Source organism: Synechococcus sp. CCAP 1479/9, from assembly GCF_019038535.1.
Taxonomy (GTDB): Bacteria; Cyanobacteriota; Cyanobacteriia; order PCC-6307; family Cyanobiaceae; genus Cyanobium.
In genome coordinates this window covers 67,176-83,602 of the sequence record NZ_JAFKRK010000022.1, presented here as the reverse complement: position 1 = coordinate 83,602, position 16,427 = coordinate 67,176, and the positions used below count along the sequence as shown (strand labels likewise).

Sequence of the window (16,427 nt, the reverse complement as noted above, 5' to 3'; positions counted from 1 at the left end):
CGCCATCGGATCGACAGGGGAAAGGATGGTCAGGCGGCAGGCGGCTGGGGCAGGGGCACCACCGCCAGGGGGGCGGGGCCGGGGCGCCGGGGGGGCACGGCGGCGGGGGCCCAGGCGGGCGGAGCGGCCGGGCGGACGGGGCCGTCGTCCCGCAGCACCAGGCGGCCGTCGCCGCCCAGCTCCCGCACCTGGGGGTGGGTGGGCTGGCCGCGGAGCAGCAGATCCACCGTGCCGGCCACGTCGCGGTGCACCAGCCAGCGGTGGCGGCTGTGCATTTCCACCGCCAGGGGGAACGTGGGCTCGGCCGCCCGTTCCAGCACGGTCTTCTGGGTGCGCCGGCGGCGGGCCTCCTCGTCCCCCAGGGTCACCGACTGGATCCCCCCCACCAGGTCGCTGAGGGTGGGGTTGCGGATCAGGTTGGCCAGTTCGTTGCCGTGGGCGGTGGCCACGAGCATCACGCCCCGCTCGGCGATGGTGCGGGCCGCCTGGGCCTCCAGTTCGGTGCCGATCTCATCGATGACGATGACCTCGGGCATGTGGTTCTCCACCGCCTCGATCATCACCTGGTGCTGCAGCTCCGGGCGCGCCACCTGCATCCGCCGGGCCCGGCCGATGGCGGGGTGGGGGATGTCGCCGTCGCCGGCGATCTCGTTGCTGGTGTCGATCACCACCACCCGGCGCTGCAGGTCGTCGGCGAGCACCCGGGCAATCTCCCGCAGGGCCGTGGTCTTGCCCACCCCGGGGCGGCCCATCAGCAGCAGCGACTGGCCCGTGTCCAGCAGGTCGCGCACCATCGCCACCGTGCCGAACACGGCCCGGCCCACCCGGCAGGTGAGCCCCACCACGTCGCCGGTGCGGTTGCGGATGGCGCTGATGCGGTGCAGGGTGCGCTCGATGCCGGCCCGGTTGTCGCCACCGAAGGGGCCGAGGCGCTGCAGCACCGCCGCCAGATCGGAACGCGCGATCGCGTCGTTGCCCAGGGCAAGAACCCTGCCGGGGTAACGGGCCTCCGGCACCCGCCCCAGGTCGAGCACCACCTCCAGCAGGCCCTCCCGCTGCTCCGGCCCCGCCAGGGCCCGTTGCACCACAGGCGGCAGCACGGCCAGCAGACGATCCAGATCGTCGGTGACCCGCTGGGGGGAGAGGGACGGGGGGGGCGAAGGCTCCAGGGGGCGGCGGGGGGAGCTGTCCGTTCGTTCTAGCCGGGCCCGGGGCCCGCCAGACCCCGGGGGCCGCTGGCACCACGGACCAGCCAGGGGTTCACCAGCGCTTCCGCGATGGCCAGGGCCCGGGGCCAGAGCAGGGGCAGGTCCAGCAGCCGTCGCCCCTCGGCCTGGGCCTCCTGCAGCAGGGGCTGGAGCTGGCGGCGGGCCACCCCCCCAAAGGCGACCCCGGCCGCCCGGGGCCCGGCCGCCGGGGAGCGGGCCAGCACCGCCAGGGTGTGGGCATTGGTGCCGCCGGCCAGCTGCAGCGGACCCGGCGGCGCCAGCGGCCCCAGCCGCTCCAGCAGGGCCACGGCCGCATGGGCCGTGCCGGCCCCCACATCACCGCTCATCGGCCGGCCATCCAGCTGCCAGAGCGGTCGGTAGCCGGCCCCGCGCAGCAGGCGGAACCGCGCCCAGAGCTCCGCTGCCAGCCCCTCCACCGTGGCCCCACCCTCCAGGGCGGCGCTCACCGCCACCCGGCGCAGCGGCACCCCGCTGGCGGCCAGCTGGGCCACCCGATCACCGAAGGCCTCCAGCCGCCCCGGCCGGGTGTGCAGCTCCACCGCGTCCGGGGCCAACTGCGCCAGCAGGGCCCCCACGCCGGCGGCCTCCAGCACCTGGCTGCGCTCCTCGATCAGCCCCAGGGGGCAGGCCGGCAGGCAGCGGCCGCAGCCGTAGCAGCGGTCCTCCACCACCCCGGTCCCGGCGATGGCCAGGGCGGGGCAGACCCGCTCGCAGGGCCGGGGGCAGGCGGGGGGGCAGCGGTCCGGATCGAACCAGGCCTTGCGGAAGTGGGGGTCGAGGCCGTCACTGAGGCTGACCATCAGCCAGGGACGGGCTGCGCCGCGGGCCGCGGCCCAGGCCATGCCCCGCCGGGCCGCGGCCACCACCGCCGGATCGGCGGCCACATCGATGCAGTGCACCCCGGCCAGGGCATGGATGCCGGCCAGGTCCTCGATGGCGGCCAGATCCTGGTTGCTGGCCCCGCCGATCAGCTTCACCCAACGGCCGGTTGCCAGGGCCTGCTCGGGGTCCTGCCGGAGCAGCGGCTCGGGGCCCCGGAGCAAGGCACCCATGGATGGCGCGCGTGGGGCGAAACGATCCTGCCACCGGCAGGGCCCTCAGCCGGTGCCGGGCAGCTCCGGCGCGATCTCCGGCTGGGCCAGCCCGAGGCGCTGCACCAGCCAGGGGGCGGAGAACCCCTGCAGGCCCACGGTGAGCAGGATGGTCAGGAACACCAGCCCCTTGAGGGTGGCGCCGCCGGGGACCTCGGCCCGGTCGAGCTCGAGGGCGAACAGGCTCACCACCGCCGCCGTGACGATGCCCCGCGGCGCGATCCAGCTGAGCAGAGCCTTCTCCTTCCAGTCGAGGCTGGGCAGGCCGAGGCCCGTCAGTTGGATCAGGGGCCAGCGGATCAGCATCAGGCCCAGCACGCAGGCCAGGCCGCCCAGGCCGAGGGGACTCAGCTCGGCCCAGGACACATCGGCCGCCAGCAGGGGAAACAGCACCGTGATCGCCAGCATGGCCAGCTGGCGGATCAGGGCGTCGAGCTGGGTGGCGGCCGCATCAAGGCGCAGCCCCACCACCACCCCCGCGCTCACCGCCGCCGGCAGGCCCGACTCCGGCAGCAGCGCCTCGCAGCCGCTGAACATCAGAAACAGCACCCCAAGGGTGAGCTGCAGCTCCAGGCCACCGGGCTCGGCCGGCGGCTGGCCGCCCCGCGACGCCGCCACGGCGGCCAGGCGCCGGAGCACCTCCGAAAGCAGCAGCCCGGCCAGGCCGCCGAGCACCACCCCGCCCCCCAGGCGCAGCAGCAGTCGGGAGGCCACCTCCTGCCAGCTGCCCAGGTCCCCCAGGATCACCTGGAGCAGCACCAGGCCCAGCACCGCACTGACCGGTTCGAGGATCAGGCCCTCCGCCTCCAGCAGCTGGCCCAGCTTCGGAGCCAGGCGCAGCTGGCGCACCATCGGGGTGACCACCGTGGGACCGGTGGCCAGGGCGATCGCGCCGTAGACCAACGCCAGGGGCCAGGGCAGCCCCGCCAGGACATGGGCCAGCAGGGCCGCCAGGGGCAGCCCCAGCACCAGGCGCACCAGCACCAGCTGCAGCACCGACCGCTGCAGATCGCGGCCGGCCAGGCGCAGGTTGAGCCCCCCGTCGAAGAGCACCAGACTCACCAGCAGGCCGACCAGGGGCTCCAGGCCGGCGCCCAGGTTCTCGGGATGGACCAGGTCGAACCCGGCGTGGCCCGTGATCAGGCCGATCGCCAGCAGCAGCACCACCGCCGGCTGGCCGGTGAGCCAGGCCGTGGCCTGGGCCAGGGAGCCGGCGAAGAAGGCCGAACCCCAGATCAATCCGAGCCGCTCACTCAAGGCCTGGGAGTCCGCGGAACGGACCCAGGCTATGGGGTGAATTCAGCTCAGGCCGGCACGAGCTGTTCGAGCGGCTGCCAGCGCAGGGCCCTGGCGCCGCCCATCTCCACCACCAGCTTCAGGCGCGGTTCGCGGCGGCAGAGCTCACAGAGGGCGGCCAGTTCAGAGCTGCTCAGCACCTGGCCCTCCAGCAGCCAGAGAAGCACCGGACCCTCGCCGGCCAGCGCGGGGCCGAGCTGGGGCATCACCCGCTGCACCTCGCCCACGGCGGCCGCCTGGCCGACGCTGTGGTGGCCCAGGTGGGGCGGCCGGATGCCGTGCAGCTGGAGCAGGTAGGCCTCCGGGTCGCCCAGCCCGCGGGCGGAGGTGAGGTGGGCCCGGTAGCCGGCCGCCCGCAGCCGCCGCAGCAGCCGGGTCTCGGCGCCGCCCTCCAGGGGAACAAACAGGGCGAGGGCACCGCAGCGCTCCAGCTCGGTGCGGAAACCACGGCCGGTCATCAGCAGGGGCATCGGGAGCGGCAGGCGAATCGGGGCTGAGTCTGGCAGCCGATGAGGGTCCCAGGGGTGGTGGTGCACACCATGGGGTACTGTTGTCTCTTGTGCCGATGATCTGTGCCCGTCCGCTAGCCGGGCCTCCAGAGAACGGTACGGGGTCCGTCAGTGGTGACGAACCCTTCCCGGCCCGTACGACTCCTGCAGCGCTCGTCGCTGTCCGGACCGTCGGGATACTGCCCGAGGCCTCACCGCTTCCGGCAAGTCCCAGCCCGCTGATTCGCCTCGCTAGCTCCTGACCCTCGGGTCAATCTGCGATTCCACGAATTCAGCCCCCCCGCCGTCCAGCGGGTCCTCCACGGATGTCGGGCCTCGGCCCAGATCCATGGCGGCACGCCTCGGCAGTCCAGCTGGTGTTGTTCTCCCTCCCATGTCCATCGGCATTCTCGGGAAGAAGCTGGGTATGTCCCAGTTCTTCGACGAAGAAGGCAAATCCATTCCGGTCACCCTGATCGAAGCGGGTCCCTGCCGCATCACCCAACTCAAGAGCGAAGCCACCGACGGCTACACCGCGGTGCAGCTCGGCTTCGGCGAGACGCGCGACAAGCTCGTCAACAAGCCGGCCAAGGGCCACCTGGCCAAATCCGGCGAGGCGCCCCTGCGGCACCTCAAGGAGTACCGGCTGGAGGCCCTCGACGGCCTCGAGCTCGGGGCCGCCGTCACCGTCGGTGACTTCGCCCCCGGCCAGAAGGTCGACGTCAGCGGCGACACGATCGGTCGTGGTTTCTCGGGCCTCCAGAAGCGCCACGGCTTCAGCCGCGGCCCCATGAGCCACGGCTCCAAGAACCACCGCGAACCGGGTTCCATCGGCGCCGGCACCACCCCAGGCCGGGTCTATCCCGGCAAACGGATGGCCGGCCGCTACGGCGGCAAGCAGATCACCACCCGCGGCCTCACCATCCTCAAGGTGGATGCGGAACGCAATCTGCTCGTCGTCAAGGGCTCCGTACCCGGCAAGCCCGGCGCCCTGCTCGACATCCGCCCGGCCCGGCGGGTGGGCGTCCCCGCAGCGAACTGAGGAGAACACCCATGACTGACTGTGTGATCCGCGACTGGCAAGGCAAGGAGAGCGGCAAGGCTCCCCTCGACCTCAAGGTCGCCAAGGAAACATCCGCCAACGGCCTGCTGCACCGCGCCGTGGTCCGCCAGCTGGCCCATGCCCGTCAGGGCACCGCCAGCACCCTCACCCGGGCCGAAGTGGCCGGTGGCGGCCGCAAGCCCTACAAGCAGAAAGGCACCGGCCGGGCCCGCCAGGGCTCGATCCGTACCCCCCTGCGGCCCGGTGGCGGCGTGATCTTCGGTCCCAAGCCCCGCAGCTATGCGGTGTCCATGAACCGCAAGGAGCGTCGCCTGGCCCTGCGCACCGCCCTGATGAGCCGCGTTGCGGACATCACCGTGGTGAAGGGCTTCGGCGCCGGGCTCGACACCCCCAAAACCAAGGAGATCACCGCCGCCCTGGCCCGCTTCGGCATCGAGGCCGGCGCCAAGGTGCTGCTGATCCTCGATGGCGCTCCCGAGGCGGTGACCCGCTCGGTGCGCAATCTCAAGAAGGTGAAGCTGATCGGTGCCGATCAGCTGAACGTGTTCGATCTGCTCCATGCCAACAAGCTGGTGCTCAGCGAAGAGGCACTGGCGAAGATTCAGGAGGTCTACGGCGATGTCTGAGCGTTTTGCAGGCCGGTTGGCGGACGTGATCCGTCGCCCGCTGATCACCGAGAAGGCCACCCGGGCCATCGAGATCAACCAGTACACCTTCGAGGTGGACCATCGGGCCGCCAAACCCGACATCAAGGCGGCCGTCGAGCATCTGTTCGACGTCAAGGTCGTCGGCGTCAGCACCATGAATCCCCCCCGCCGCTCCCGTCGGGTGGGGCGCTTCGCCGGCAAACGCGCCCAGGTGAAGAAAGCGGTGGTGCGCCTTGCCGAAGGCAACGCCATCCAGTTGTTCCCTGAGTCCTGAGGGGTCTGAAACGTCATGGCAATCCGCAACTACAGGCCCAACACCCCCGGCACCCGCACGCTGGTCGTCACTGATTTCAGTGACATCACGGGCAAGAACCGGGAACGGGGCCTGGTGGTGTCCAAGCACCGCCACAAGGGCCGCAACAACCGCGGCGTGATCACCTGCCGCCACCGCGGCGGTGGCCACAAGCGCCTCTACCGCATCGTCGACTTCCGTCGCGACAAGCACGGGGTGAGCGCCAAGGTGGCCGCGATCCACTACGACCCGCACCGCAACGCCCGTCTGGCGCTGCTCTATTACACGGACGGCGAGAAGCGCTACATCCTTGCCCCCGCCAACGTGGCGGTGGGCCAGAGCGTCATCTCCGGCCCGGACGCCCCGATCGAGAACGGCAACGCCCTGCCCCTCTCGGCCATCCCCCTGGGCTCAAGCGTCCACAACGTGGAGCTCTACGCCGGTCGCGGCGGTCAGATGGTCCGCACCGCCGGGGCCAGCGCCCAGGTGGTGGCCAAGGAAGGGGACTACGTCGCCCTCAAGCTGCCCTCCACCGAGGTGCGGCTGGTGCGCCGCGAGTGCTACGCCACCCTCGGTGAGGTGGGCAACGCCGAGCAGCGCAACACCAGCCTCGGCAAGGCCGGCCGCAAGCGCTGGCTGGGCCGCCGTCCGGAAGTGCGCGGCAGCGTGATGAACCCCTGCGACCACCCCCACGGTGGTGGTGAGGGCCGGGCACCGATCGGCCGTTCCGGTCCGGTCACGCCCTGGGGCAAACCCGCCCTGGGCCTCAAGACCCGCAAGCGCAACAAGCCGAGCAACCGGTTCGTGCTGCGGAAACGACGCCGCACCTCCAAACGGAGCCGTGGCGGACGCGACTCCTGATGACCCACACCGCTCTGCTGTTCGCCTGATCCGCCATGGGACGCTCACTCAAGAAAGGCCCGTTCGTTGCCGACCACCTGCTTCGCAAGGTGGAGAAGCAGAACGCTGCCGACGACAAGACCGTGATCAAGACCTGGTCACGGGCCTCCACCATCCTGCCGATGATGATCGGCCACACCATTGCCGTTCACAACGGCAAGGCCCACGTGCCCGTCTACGTGACGGAGCAGATGGTGGGCCACAAGCTGGGCGAATTCGCCCCCACCCGCACGTTCCGCGGTCACATCAAAGACAAGAAGGGAGGCCGCTGATCCGATGGCAACCACCACACCCGACACCCAGGCCCTGGCTCACGGCCGCTTCATCCGCGGTTCCGTGTCCAAGGTGCGCCGGGTTCTCGATCAGATCCGGGGTCGCACCTACCGCGACGCCCTGATCATGCTCGAGTTCATGCCTTACCGCTCCACGGGCCCGATCACCAAGGTGCTCCGCTCCGCGGTCGCCAATGCCGAGCACAACCTCGGCCTCGATCCGGCCACCCTGGTCATCAGCCAGGCCAGCGCCGACATGGGACCCTCCCTGAAGCGGTTCCGGCCCCGGGCCCAGGGCCGCGCCTACGCCATCAAAAAGCAAACCTGCCACATCAGCATTGCTGTGGCAGCGCCCACCGCCTGACCCCCGAGGACACCGCCCGATGGGACACAAGATCCATCCAACCGGCCTGCGCCTGGGGATCACCCAGGAACACCGCTCCCGCTGGTACGCCCCAAGCAAGACCTACCCCGTCCTCCTTCAGGAGGACGACCGGATCCGGTCGTTCATCAACAAGAAGTACGCCGCCGCCGGCATCAGCGACGTGCTGATCGCCCGTAAGGCCGACCAGCTCGAAGTGGAACTCAAGACCGCCCGTCCGGGCGTTCTCGTGGGCCGCCAGGGCAGCGGCATCGAAGAGCTGCGCACCGGCATCCAGAAGACCCTCGGCGACGCCCACCGTCAGGTGCGCATCAACGTGGTCGAGGTGGAGCGGGTCGACGCCGACGCCTTCCTGCTGGCCGAGTACATCGCCCAGCAGCTGGAGAAGCGGGTGGCCTTCCGGCGCGTCATGCGCATGGCGGTGCAGCGCGCCCAGCGGGCCGGGGTGCTGGGTCTCAAGCTCCAGGTGAGTGGCCGCCTCAACGGCGCCGAGATCGCCCGGACGGAGTGGACCCGCGAGGGTCGCGTGCCCCTGCACACGCTCCGCGCCGACATCGACTACGCCACCAAGGTGGCCACCACCACCTATGGGGTCCTGGGCATCAAGGTCTGGGTGTTCAAAGGGGAGGTGCTTCCCGGTCAGCAAGACCAGCTGCCCGTGGGTGGAGCACCGAAACGCCGCGCCAACCGCCGGCCGCAACAGTTCGAAGACCGCTCCAACGAGGAGTGATCAGGAGGCCTGAACCATGCTGAGTCCAAAACGCGTCAAGTTCCGAAAACAGCAGCGAGGCCGCATGCGCGGCATCGCCACGCGCGGCAACACCATCGCCTTCGGCGATTTCGCCCTGCAGGCCCAGGAGTGCGGGTGGATCACCTCCCGTCAGATTGAGGCCAGCCGCCGTGCCATGACCCGCTACGTCAAGCGGGGGGGCAAGATCTGGATCCGGATCTTCCCCGACAAACCCGTCACCATGCGGCCTGCCGAAACCCGCATGGGTTCCGGTAAGGGCAACCCGGAATTCTGGGTGGCCGTGATCAAGCCGGGCCGCATTCTCTTCGAGATGGGTGGCCCCGAGATCACGCCCGAAATCGCCAAGGAAGCCATGCGTCTGGCCCAGTTCAAACTGCCGCTCAAGACCAAGTTCCTCGCCCTGGCCGATCAGGTGGCAGCCGCCCCCGAACCCGCCCTCGCAGTGGAGTCCTGACCATGGCCCGTCCCACCATCACCGATGTGCGTTCGCTCAGCGACGCCCAGATCGCCGAACAGATCGATGGCGTCCGTCGCGAACTGTTCGACCTCCGCTTCCAGCAGGCCACCCGCCGTCTGGAGCACCCGCACCGCTTCAAGGAGTCCCGCATCAAGCTGGCCCACCTGCTGACGGTGCAGGAGGAGCGTCAACGCTCCACCGTCGCCTCCTGATTCCCCCCTCGATCCCCATGGCACTCAAGGAAAGGGTCGGCACCGTCGTCAGCGACAAGATGGACAAAACGGTGGTGGTGGCGGTGGAAAACCGCTTCCCCCATCCCATCTATCAGAAGACCGTCCGCCGCACCACCCGCTACAAAGCCCACGACGAAGCCAACAGCTGCCGCGTGGGTGACCGGGTCCGGATCACCGAGACCCGCCCCCTCAGCCGCACCAAACGTTGGGCCGTCGCTGAGGTTCTCTCCCCCACCAGCGCCGGCTGAGGAACTCCCCATGATTCAGCAGGAAACCTTCCTCAACGTCGCTGACAACAGCGGCGCCAAGCGCATCCAGTGCATCCGGGTGCTCGGCACCAACCGTCGCTACGCCCACGTGGGCGATGTGATCGTGGCCGCCGTCAAGGACGCCATGCCCAACATGGGCGTCAAGAAGTCGGATGTGGTCAAGGCCGTGGTGGTGCGCACCCGGGCCACGCTGCGCCGGGACACCGGCAACGCGATCCGCTTCGACGACAACGCCGCGGTGATCCTCGGCAACGACAACAACCCCAAGGGCACCCGCGTCTTCGGCCCGGTCGCCCGTGAGCTGCGCGAGCGCAACTTCACCAAGATCGTGTCCCTCGCCCCGGAGGTGATCTGAGATGGCCACCGCAACCCCCAAGGCCCGGCCCGTCCAGCGCGTCAAGATGCGCATCCGCAAGGGCGACACCGTCCAGGTGATCGCCGGCAAGGACCGGGGCAAGACCGGCGAGGTGCTGCGCACCCTGCCGAACGAGAACCGTGTGGTGGTGCAGGGCATCAACCTGCGCACCCGCCACGTCAAGCCCACCCAGGAGGGCGAGACCGGCCGCATCGTCACCGAGGAGGCGTCCCTGCATGCCTCCAACGTGATGCTGTACTCCACCGCCAACAAGGTGGCCAGCCGGGTGGAGATCGTCGTCCAGGAGGACGGCAGCAAGAAGCGCCGCCTCAAGAAGACCGGGGAGGTGCTCGACTGACCGCCCCCCACCGCGTCGCTGCCCACACCCCCTTCCGCGACGCCCCCCACGCTCCGCGTCCCTGCCTCCCTCCCCCGTCCGCCTTCTGACCACGTCCAGAAGCGCCCCCCCATCCCCCCGTCATGTCACTCAAACAGCGCTACCGGGAGACGATCCAGCCCAAGCTGCTGAAGGATCTCAACCTCTCCAACGTCCACGAGGTTCCCAAGGTGGTCAAGGTCACCGTCAACCGGGGCCTCGGTGAAGCCGCCCAGAACGCCAAGGCCCTTGAGGCCTCGATCACCGAACTGGCGACCATCACCGGTCAGAAGGTGGTGGTGACCCGCGCCAAGAAGGCCATCGCCGCCTTCAAGATCCGCCAGGGCATGCCGATCGGCGTGGCCGTCACCCTGCGGGGCGAGCGGATGTATGCCTTCCTCGAGCGTCTCATCCACCTGGCGCTGCCGCGCATCCGCGACTTCCGCGGTGTGAGCCCGAAGAGCTTCGACGGCCGGGGCAACTACACCCTGGGGATCCGGGAGCAGATCATCTTCCCCGAGATCTCCTTCGACAAGATCGATGCCATCCGGGGGATGGACGTCACGATCGTGACCAACGCCCGTAACGACGAAGAGGGCCGGGCCCTCCTCCGCGAAATGGGAATGCCGTTCCGCAATACCTGAGCCCCCTCCCGGACACGACCATGGCCAACCACGACCCGATCTCAGACATGCTCACTCGCCTTCGCAACGCGAGTGAGAAGCGCCACGAGCGCACCAGGATTCCCGCCTCCCGGCTCTCCCGCAGCATCGCCAACGTGCTGCACCAGGAAGGCTTCATCGGCGCCATCGCCGAGGAAGGCGAAGGTGTGCAGCGCCAGCTGGTGCTCGAGCTGAAGTACAGCGGCAAGCACCGTCAGCCCACCATCCGCTCCGTGCAGCGGGTGAGCAAGCCCGGCCTGCGCATCTACAAGAACACCCGCCAGCTGCCCAAGGTGCTGGGCGGCCTCGGCGTGGCGATCATCTCCACCTCCCGGGGTGTGATGAGCGACCGTGATGCCCGCAAGCAGGGCGTCGGCGGCGAAGTGCTCTGCTACGTCTACTGATCCCAGGAGTTGTTCCATGTCTCGTATCGGTAAAGCCCCGATCCCCATCCCCGACAAGGTCACCGTCAGCCTCGATGGCCTGGCGGTCACCGTGAAGGGCCCCAAGGGGGAACTCAGCCGCGTTCTCCCGGAGGGCGTCAGCGTCAGCCAGGAAGGCGGCACGGTGGTGGTCAGTCCCACCAGCAGCCACCGCCGCTCCCGGGAGCGTCACGGCCTCAGCCGCACCCTCGTCGCCAACATGGTGGAAGGGGTCAGCCAGGGGTTCACCCGCAAACTCGAGATCGTCGGCGTGGGCTACCGCGCCCAGGTCCAGGGGCGCAAGCTCGTGGTCAGCGCCGGCTACAGCCACCCGGTGGAGATGGTTCCCCCCGAAGGGGTCACCTTCTCGGTCGAGAACAACACCTCGGTCTTCGTCTCCGGCCCCGACAAGGAGCTGGTGGGCAACGAGGCGGCCAAGATCCGCGGCATCCGTCCGCCCGAGCCCTACAAGGGCAAGGGCATCAAGTACGAAGGTGAGCGGATTCTGCGCAAGGCCGGCAAGACCGGCAAGAAATGAGGTCTGCTCGAGCGTCATCCGTCTGATCCCCCATGTCTACCCTCTCCCGCAAACAGCAGACCCAGAAGCGTCACCGCCGCCTGCGTCGTCTGCTCTCCGGCACCGCCGACCGTCCCAGGTTGGCCGTGTTCCGCTCCAACAACCACATCTACGCCCAGGTCATCGACGACGACGCCCAGAGCACCCTCTGTGCCGCGTCCACCCTCGACAAGGACCTGCGCACCAGCGTCACGGTGGGAGCCAACTGCGATGCCTCCATCGCGGTGGGCCAGCTCGTCGCCCAGCGCGCCCTCGCCAAGGGCATCCAGCAGGTGGTCTTCGATCGCGGCGGCAACCTGTACCACGGCAGGGTCAAGGCCCTTGCTGACGCCGCCCGGGAAGCGGGCCTTCAGTTCTGATCCCTGCTCTCACCATGACCGAAACCAACGACCAGATCCAGACCGGCGCCGTGCCTGCGGCCTCCGACGTCCCCGCCGCTGCCGAAGGCCAGCAGGAGCAGCGCCGGGGCGGCGGCGGCGGTGGCCGGGGCGATGCCAAGGGTGACCGCCGCGGTGGCGGCGGCCGTGGCCGCGACAACCGCCGCGGCCAGGAACGCGACTCCGAATGGCAGGAGCGGGTGGTGCAGATCCGCCGCGTCTCCAAGACCGTCAAGGGCGGCAAGAAGATGAGCTTCCGGGCCATCGTCGTTGTCGGCAACGAACGCGGCCAGGTGGGCGTGGGCGTCGGCAAGGCCGGCGATGTCATCGGTGCCGTCCGCAAGGGCGTGGCCGACGGCAAGAAGCATCTGGTCAAGGTGCCCCTCACCCGCACCAGCTCGATCCCCACCCTCAGCAACGGCCGCGACGGCGCCGCCAGCGTGCTGATCCGGCCGGCCGCCCCCGGTACCGGGGTGATCGCGGGCGGTTCGATCCGCACCGTGCTCGAACTGGCCGGCATCAAGAACGTGCTGGCGAAGCGGCTGGGCTCCAAGACCCCGCTCAACAACGCCCGCGCCGCCATGCAGGCCCTTGAAGGCCTGCGCACCCACAAGGAGACCGCCAAGGAGCGGGGCATCTCCCTCGAGCAGATCTACTCCTGAGGCCCGCCATGACGTCCTTCTCTCTCAACAGTCTCCATCCCCAGACGGGCTCGCGCCGGCGCAAGCTGCGCAAGGGTCGCGGCATCGCCGCCGGCCAGGGCGCCAGCTGCGGCTTCGGCATGCGCGGCCAGAAGTCCCGCTCCGGCCGGCCCACCCGCCCCGGCTTCGAGGGTGGCCAGATGCCCCTCTACCGCCGGATCCCGAAGCTCAAGCACTTCCCGGTCATCAACCCCACCCACTACACCGTGATCAACGTGTCGCGGCTGGGTGAACTGAAGGCCGGCAGCACGGTCAGCCTCGAGTCCCTCGAGCAGGCGGGTCTGGTCACCAGCCCCCGCTATCCGCTGAAGGTGCTCGGCAACGGCGAACTGAAGGTGAAACTCACCGTCCACGCCGCCGCCTTCACAGCCTCGGCCCGCGCCAAGATCGAAGCCGCCGGCGGCACCTGCGAGATCATCGACTGACGCCGGGCCCTGCCCCCAGCCGCGAGCCGCCTGCCCGTAGCCTTGTGCTGCGGCAGGCGGCTCCGGTCGTAGCGCCCCGTTCCCTCCACTCCCGACATCACCATGCTCCTCAGCCGGGGGCGCAATCCGAGCGCCGCTGAAATCCTCGTCCAGCTGGTCCAGTCGAAGGGCCTGCGGGATCGGGTGCTCACCACCCTGGGCCTGCTGCTGCTGGTGCGACTCGGCATCTACATCCCGGTGCCCGGCATCGACCGGGTCGCCTTCCAGGACTTCATCCGCCAGGGGGGCCAGCTGATCGGCTTCCTCGACATCTTCACCGGCGGCGGCCTGTCGACCCTGGGCGTGTTCGCCCTCGGCATCCTGCCCTTCATCAACGCCTCGATCATCATCCAGCTGATGACGGCGGCCCTGCCCCAGCTCGAGGAGCTGCAGAAGAACGAGGGGGAAGCCGGGCGCCGCAAGCTGGCCCAGATCACCCGCTACGTGGCCCTGGGCTGGGGCATCCTCCAGAGCATCGTCTTCGCCCTGATCCTGCGGCAGTACGCCCTGCCGGGCCTGCCGGAATGGCTGTTCGTCGTCCAGACGAGCCTGGCCCTGGTGACCGGATCGATGGTGGTGATGTGGGTCAGCGAGGTGATCACCGAGCGGGGCATCGGCCAGGGGGCCTCCCTGGTGATCTTCATCAACATCGTCGCCACCCTGCCCAAGGCCCTCGGCTCCACCATCCAGCTGGCCCAGAGCGGCGACCGGGCCACGGTGGGCGGCATCGTCGTGCTGGTGCTCGTCTTCCTGGTGACGATCGTGGGGATCATCTTCCTTCAGGAGGGCAGCCGCCGTATCCCGATCGTCAGCGCCAAGCGTCAGGTGGGCGGGGCCAGCACCCTGGCCTCCCGCCAGAGCTACCTGCCCCTGAAGCTCAATGCCGGCGGCGTGATGCCGATCATCTTCGCCTCGGCGGTGGTCTTCCTGCCCCTCACCATCGCCAACCTCACCAAGAGCCCCTGGCTGATCCGGGTGGCGGGCTACCTCAACCCCACGAGCAGCACCCCCTGGGTCTATGCGGTGGTGTACTTCGCCCTGATCTGCGGCTTCGCCTTCTTCTACGCGTCCCTCACCGTCAACCCGGTGGACATCGCCACCAACCTCAAGCGCTCCGGCGTGGCCATCCCCGGGGTGCGGCCGGGCTCGGCCACGGCCGACTACCTCTCGGGTGTGTCCAACCGCCTGACCCTGCTGGGGGGCCTGTTCCTGGGCGCCATCGCGATCATCCCCTCAGCCGTGGAAGGCGCGACCCAGGTGCGCACCTTCCAGGGGCTCGGGGCCACTTCCCTGCTGATCCTGGTGGGCGTGGCCATCGACACCGCCAAGCAGGTCCAGACCTACGTGATCTCCCAGCGCTACGAAGGACTGGTCCGCCAGTAGGCCCCTTCTCCCGTTTCCTTTCCCATGAAACAGCGACTCCTCTTCCTCGGTCCCCCCGGCGCCGGCAAGGGCACCCAGGCCGAGCTCCTGGCTGAACGTCACCAGCTGCTGCACCTCTCCACCGGCGATCTGCTGCGGGCGGAGGTCAAGGCCGGCACCGCCCTGGGCCAGGAGGCGGAGGCGGTGATGGCCCGGGGCGAGCTGGTCAGCGACGCCCTGGTGCTGGCGATCGTGCGCAGCCGCCTCGAGGGCCACACGGGCGGCTGGCTCCTCGACGGCTTCCCCCGCAACCTCGCCCAGGCCGAGGCCCTCGACGACCTGCTGGCGGAGCTCGACCAGAGCATCGAACGGGTGCTGCTGCTGGAGCTGGAGGACGGCGTGCTGATCCAGCGCCTGCTCTCCCGCGGCCGGGCCGACGACAACGAAGCGGTGATCCGCAACCGCCTGGTGGTGTACCAGGAGCAGACCGCCCCCCTGATCGACCACTACCGCCAGCTGGGCCTGCTCTGCAGCGTGGAGGCCTCCGGCACCGTGGAGGTGATCGCAGAGCGGATCGTAGCCAGCTTGACGGACTGATGTGATAAGGTAGCTGTTTGCAAATTCGGAGAGCACAACGCCCATGAAGGTGCGTGCCTCAGTCAAGAAGATGTGCGACAAATGCCGGGTGATCCGTCGCCACGGCCGGGTCATGGTGATCTGCACCAACCCGAAGCACAAGCAGCGTCAGGGTTGACCCCCCACGCTTCCACGGCGGCCGCCTTCGGCCGCCACCCCCTTTGCCCTCTGATCGTTTCCTGACGTGGCTCGGATCGCCGGTGTCGATATCCCTCGTGACAAGAGGGTTGAGATCTCACTCACTTACGTGTACGGGATCGGGCTCACCAGGGCCCGCAAGATTCTCGCCAAGTCGGGGGTCAGCCCCGACATCCGGGTGAAGGACCTCAGCGACGGCGACGTGCAGAAGCTGCGCGGCGCCGCCGACTCCTTCGTCCTCGAGGGCGACCTGCGCCGCGAAGAGGGCATGGCCCTCAAGCGCCTGCAGGACATCGGCTGCCTGCGGGGTCGCCGCCACCGCATGGGCCTGCCCGTGCGCGGCCAGCGCACCCGCACCAACGCCCGCACCCGTCGCGGCGCCCGCAAGACCGTCGCCGGCAAGAAGAAGTGAGGTCCGGGCCTCCGTGCCCGCCCTCCCTTCCCTGCCTGCACCATTTCCCGGCCCGTGGCCCCTCGCGGCAGCCACCGGGCCCCAGTCCCGCCGCCCTCCCTTTGCGGAGGTCGTCACCGGGGCTCCCCCCCAGTCCTCCGATCACCTCCCCGCAGCCGCGGGGTCACCGCCATGGCCAAACCAGCCAAGAAGACCGGCCCCAAGAAGGCCAAGCGCAACGTGCCCAACGGCGTCGCGCACATCCAGAGCACCTTCAACAACACGATCGTCTCCATCACCGACACCGCCGGTGAGGTGGTGAGCTGGTCGTCGGCCGGCGCCAGCGGCTTCAAGGGAGCCCGCAAGGGCACCCCCTTCGCCGCCCAGACCGCCGCCGAAGCCGCCGCCCGCCGTGCCCTCGAGCAGGGCATGCGTCAGATCGAAGTGCTGGTGCGCGGCCCCGGCTCCGGCCGTGAAACCGCCATCCGAGCCCTGCAGGTGGCCGGTCTCGAGATCACCCTGATCCGCGACGTCACCCCCCTGCCCCACAACGGCTGCCGCCGGGCCAAGCGCCGCCGGGTCTGAGCCCCCGGAGT

26 protein-coding genes and 1 pseudogene are annotated in these 16,427 nt (G+C 69.7%); 23 read left to right on the top strand and 4 right to left on the bottom strand.

Going from position 1 to position 16,427, the window contains the following annotated elements:
- Positions 1–35: 35 nt before the first annotated feature.
- The 4 genes and pseudogenes from KUG38_RS09075 to KUG38_RS09060 form a co-directional block, all read right to left on the bottom strand.
- Positions 36–1,169, bottom strand: a pseudogene (locus KUG38_RS09075) (AAA ATPase domain-containing protein); the annotation flags it as partial.
- 29 nt (positions 1,170–1,198) lie between these two features.
- Positions 1,199–2,281 (bottom strand): Light dependent period protein LdpA domain-containing protein, encoded by a 1,083-nt coding sequence (locus KUG38_RS09070; RefSeq protein WP_216920758.1) that lies wholly within the window; start codon positions 2,279–2,281, stop codon positions 1,199–1,201.
- A 45-nt stretch (positions 2,282–2,326) separates the two neighbouring features.
- Complete coding sequence (locus KUG38_RS09065; RefSeq protein ID WP_216920756.1) at positions 2,327–3,577, bottom strand: cation:proton antiporter; 1,251 nt, start codon at positions 3,575–3,577, stop codon at positions 2,327–2,329.
- Between the two features lie 47 nt (positions 3,578–3,624).
- Entirely contained in the window at positions 3,625–4,086 is a 462-nt protein-coding gene (locus KUG38_RS09060) for an NAD(P)H-quinone oxidoreductase subunit N (RefSeq protein WP_190611509.1), read from the bottom strand.
- Positions 4,087–4,498: 412 nt separating this feature from the next.
- Here KUG38_RS09060 and rplC point away from each other — a divergent pair, with 412 nt between their 5' ends.
- The 23 genes from rplC (at position 4,499) to rpsK (ending at position 16,416) form a co-directional block, all read left to right on the top strand.
- Entirely contained in the window at positions 4,499–5,146 is a 648-nt protein-coding gene (gene rplC / locus KUG38_RS09055; RefSeq protein ID WP_216920754.1) for a 50S ribosomal protein L3, read from the top strand.
- An 11-nt stretch (positions 5,147–5,157) separates the two neighbouring features.
- Complete coding sequence (rplD, locus tag KUG38_RS09050) at positions 5,158–5,793, top strand: 50S ribosomal protein L4 (RefSeq protein ID WP_216920752.1); 636 nt, start codon at positions 5,158–5,160, stop codon at positions 5,791–5,793.
- Positions 5,786–6,088 (top strand): 50S ribosomal protein L23, encoded by a 303-nt coding sequence (locus KUG38_RS09045; RefSeq protein WP_094586023.1) that lies wholly within the window; start codon positions 5,786–5,788, stop codon positions 6,086–6,088. The genes rplD and KUG38_RS09045 overlap by 8 nt, the downstream gene beginning before the upstream one ends.
- Before the next feature lie 15 nt (positions 6,089–6,103).
- Entirely contained in the window at positions 6,104–6,967 is an 864-nt protein-coding gene (gene rplB / locus KUG38_RS09040) for a 50S ribosomal protein L2 (protein ID WP_094586022.1), read from the top strand.
- 35 nt (positions 6,968–7,002) lie between these two features.
- The gene (gene rpsS, locus KUG38_RS09035) at positions 7,003–7,278 is read left to right on the top strand and encodes a 30S ribosomal protein S19 (protein WP_015109404.1); all 276 of its coding nucleotides are present in this window, start codon (positions 7,003–7,005) and stop codon (positions 7,276–7,278) included.
- 4 nt (positions 7,279–7,282) lie between these two features.
- A complete protein-coding gene (gene rplV, locus KUG38_RS09030; RefSeq protein ID WP_015109405.1) occupies positions 7,283–7,642 on the top strand; it encodes a 50S ribosomal protein L22 in 360 nt (119 codons plus the stop codon).
- Between the two features lie 19 nt (positions 7,643–7,661).
- On the top strand, positions 7,662–8,390 hold the full coding sequence (gene rpsC / locus KUG38_RS09025; protein ID WP_094586021.1) for a 30S ribosomal protein S3: 729 nt from the start codon (positions 7,662–7,664) through the stop codon (positions 8,388–8,390).
- 16 nt (positions 8,391–8,406) lie between these two features.
- Entirely contained in the window at positions 8,407–8,865 is a 459-nt protein-coding gene (gene rplP, locus KUG38_RS09020) for a 50S ribosomal protein L16 (RefSeq protein ID WP_094586020.1), read from the top strand.
- 2 nt (positions 8,866–8,867) lie between these two features.
- On the top strand, positions 8,868–9,080 hold the full coding sequence (rpmC, locus tag KUG38_RS09015; RefSeq protein WP_094586019.1) for a 50S ribosomal protein L29: 213 nt from the start codon (positions 8,868–8,870) through the stop codon (positions 9,078–9,080).
- Positions 9,081–9,097: 17 nt separating this feature from the next.
- Positions 9,098–9,349: a 30S ribosomal protein S17 gene (gene rpsQ / locus KUG38_RS09010; RefSeq protein WP_094586018.1), complete on the top strand. Its 252-nt coding sequence runs from the start codon at positions 9,098–9,100 to the stop codon at positions 9,347–9,349.
- Between the two features lie 10 nt (positions 9,350–9,359).
- Complete coding sequence (gene rplN, locus KUG38_RS09005; RefSeq protein WP_015109410.1) at positions 9,360–9,725, top strand: 50S ribosomal protein L14; 366 nt, start codon at positions 9,360–9,362, stop codon at positions 9,723–9,725.
- Position 9,726: 1 nt separating this feature from the next.
- On the top strand, positions 9,727–10,083 hold the full coding sequence (gene rplX / locus KUG38_RS09000) for a 50S ribosomal protein L24 (protein ID WP_190611508.1): 357 nt from the start codon (positions 9,727–9,729) through the stop codon (positions 10,081–10,083).
- Positions 10,084–10,205: 122 nt separating this feature from the next.
- Positions 10,206–10,745, top strand: coding sequence for a 50S ribosomal protein L5 (rplE, locus tag KUG38_RS08995; protein WP_094586016.1), 540 nt, complete (start codon positions 10,206–10,208; stop codon positions 10,743–10,745).
- Between the two features lie 20 nt (positions 10,746–10,765).
- On the top strand, positions 10,766–11,167 hold the full coding sequence (gene rpsH, locus KUG38_RS08990) for a 30S ribosomal protein S8 (protein ID WP_015109413.1): 402 nt from the start codon (positions 10,766–10,768) through the stop codon (positions 11,165–11,167).
- 16 nt (positions 11,168–11,183) lie between these two features.
- The gene (rplF, locus tag KUG38_RS08985) at positions 11,184–11,723 is read left to right on the top strand and encodes a 50S ribosomal protein L6 (RefSeq protein WP_094586015.1); all 540 of its coding nucleotides are present in this window, start codon (positions 11,184–11,186) and stop codon (positions 11,721–11,723) included.
- Between the two features lie 32 nt (positions 11,724–11,755).
- A complete protein-coding gene (gene rplR / locus KUG38_RS08980; RefSeq protein ID WP_094586014.1) occupies positions 11,756–12,121 on the top strand; it encodes a 50S ribosomal protein L18 in 366 nt (121 codons plus the stop codon).
- A gap of 14 nt (positions 12,122–12,135) precedes the next feature.
- Complete coding sequence (gene rpsE / locus KUG38_RS08975; protein WP_015109416.1) at positions 12,136–12,801, top strand: 30S ribosomal protein S5; 666 nt, start codon at positions 12,136–12,138, stop codon at positions 12,799–12,801.
- 8 nt (positions 12,802–12,809) lie between these two features.
- Complete coding sequence (gene rplO / locus KUG38_RS08970) at positions 12,810–13,265, top strand: 50S ribosomal protein L15 (RefSeq protein WP_216920750.1); 456 nt, start codon at positions 12,810–12,812, stop codon at positions 13,263–13,265.
- Positions 13,266–13,367: 102 nt separating this feature from the next.
- Entirely contained in the window at positions 13,368–14,687 is a 1,320-nt protein-coding gene (secY, locus tag KUG38_RS08965; protein WP_094586012.1) for a preprotein translocase subunit SecY, read from the top strand.
- Between the two features lie 24 nt (positions 14,688–14,711).
- A complete protein-coding gene (locus tag KUG38_RS08960) occupies positions 14,712–15,263 on the top strand; it encodes an adenylate kinase (protein ID WP_216920748.1) in 552 nt (183 codons plus the stop codon).
- Positions 15,264–15,306: 43 nt separating this feature from the next.
- Positions 15,307–15,420, top strand: coding sequence for a 50S ribosomal protein L36 (rpmJ, locus tag KUG38_RS08955; RefSeq protein WP_006173336.1), 114 nt, complete (start codon positions 15,307–15,309; stop codon positions 15,418–15,420).
- A gap of 66 nt (positions 15,421–15,486) precedes the next feature.
- Positions 15,487–15,852: a 30S ribosomal protein S13 gene (gene rpsM, locus KUG38_RS08950; protein ID WP_094586010.1), complete on the top strand. Its 366-nt coding sequence runs from the start codon at positions 15,487–15,489 to the stop codon at positions 15,850–15,852.
- A gap of 171 nt (positions 15,853–16,023) precedes the next feature.
- Entirely contained in the window at positions 16,024–16,416 is a 393-nt protein-coding gene (rpsK, locus tag KUG38_RS08945) for a 30S ribosomal protein S11 (protein WP_094586009.1), read from the top strand.
- Positions 16,417–16,427 lie beyond the last annotated feature (11 nt).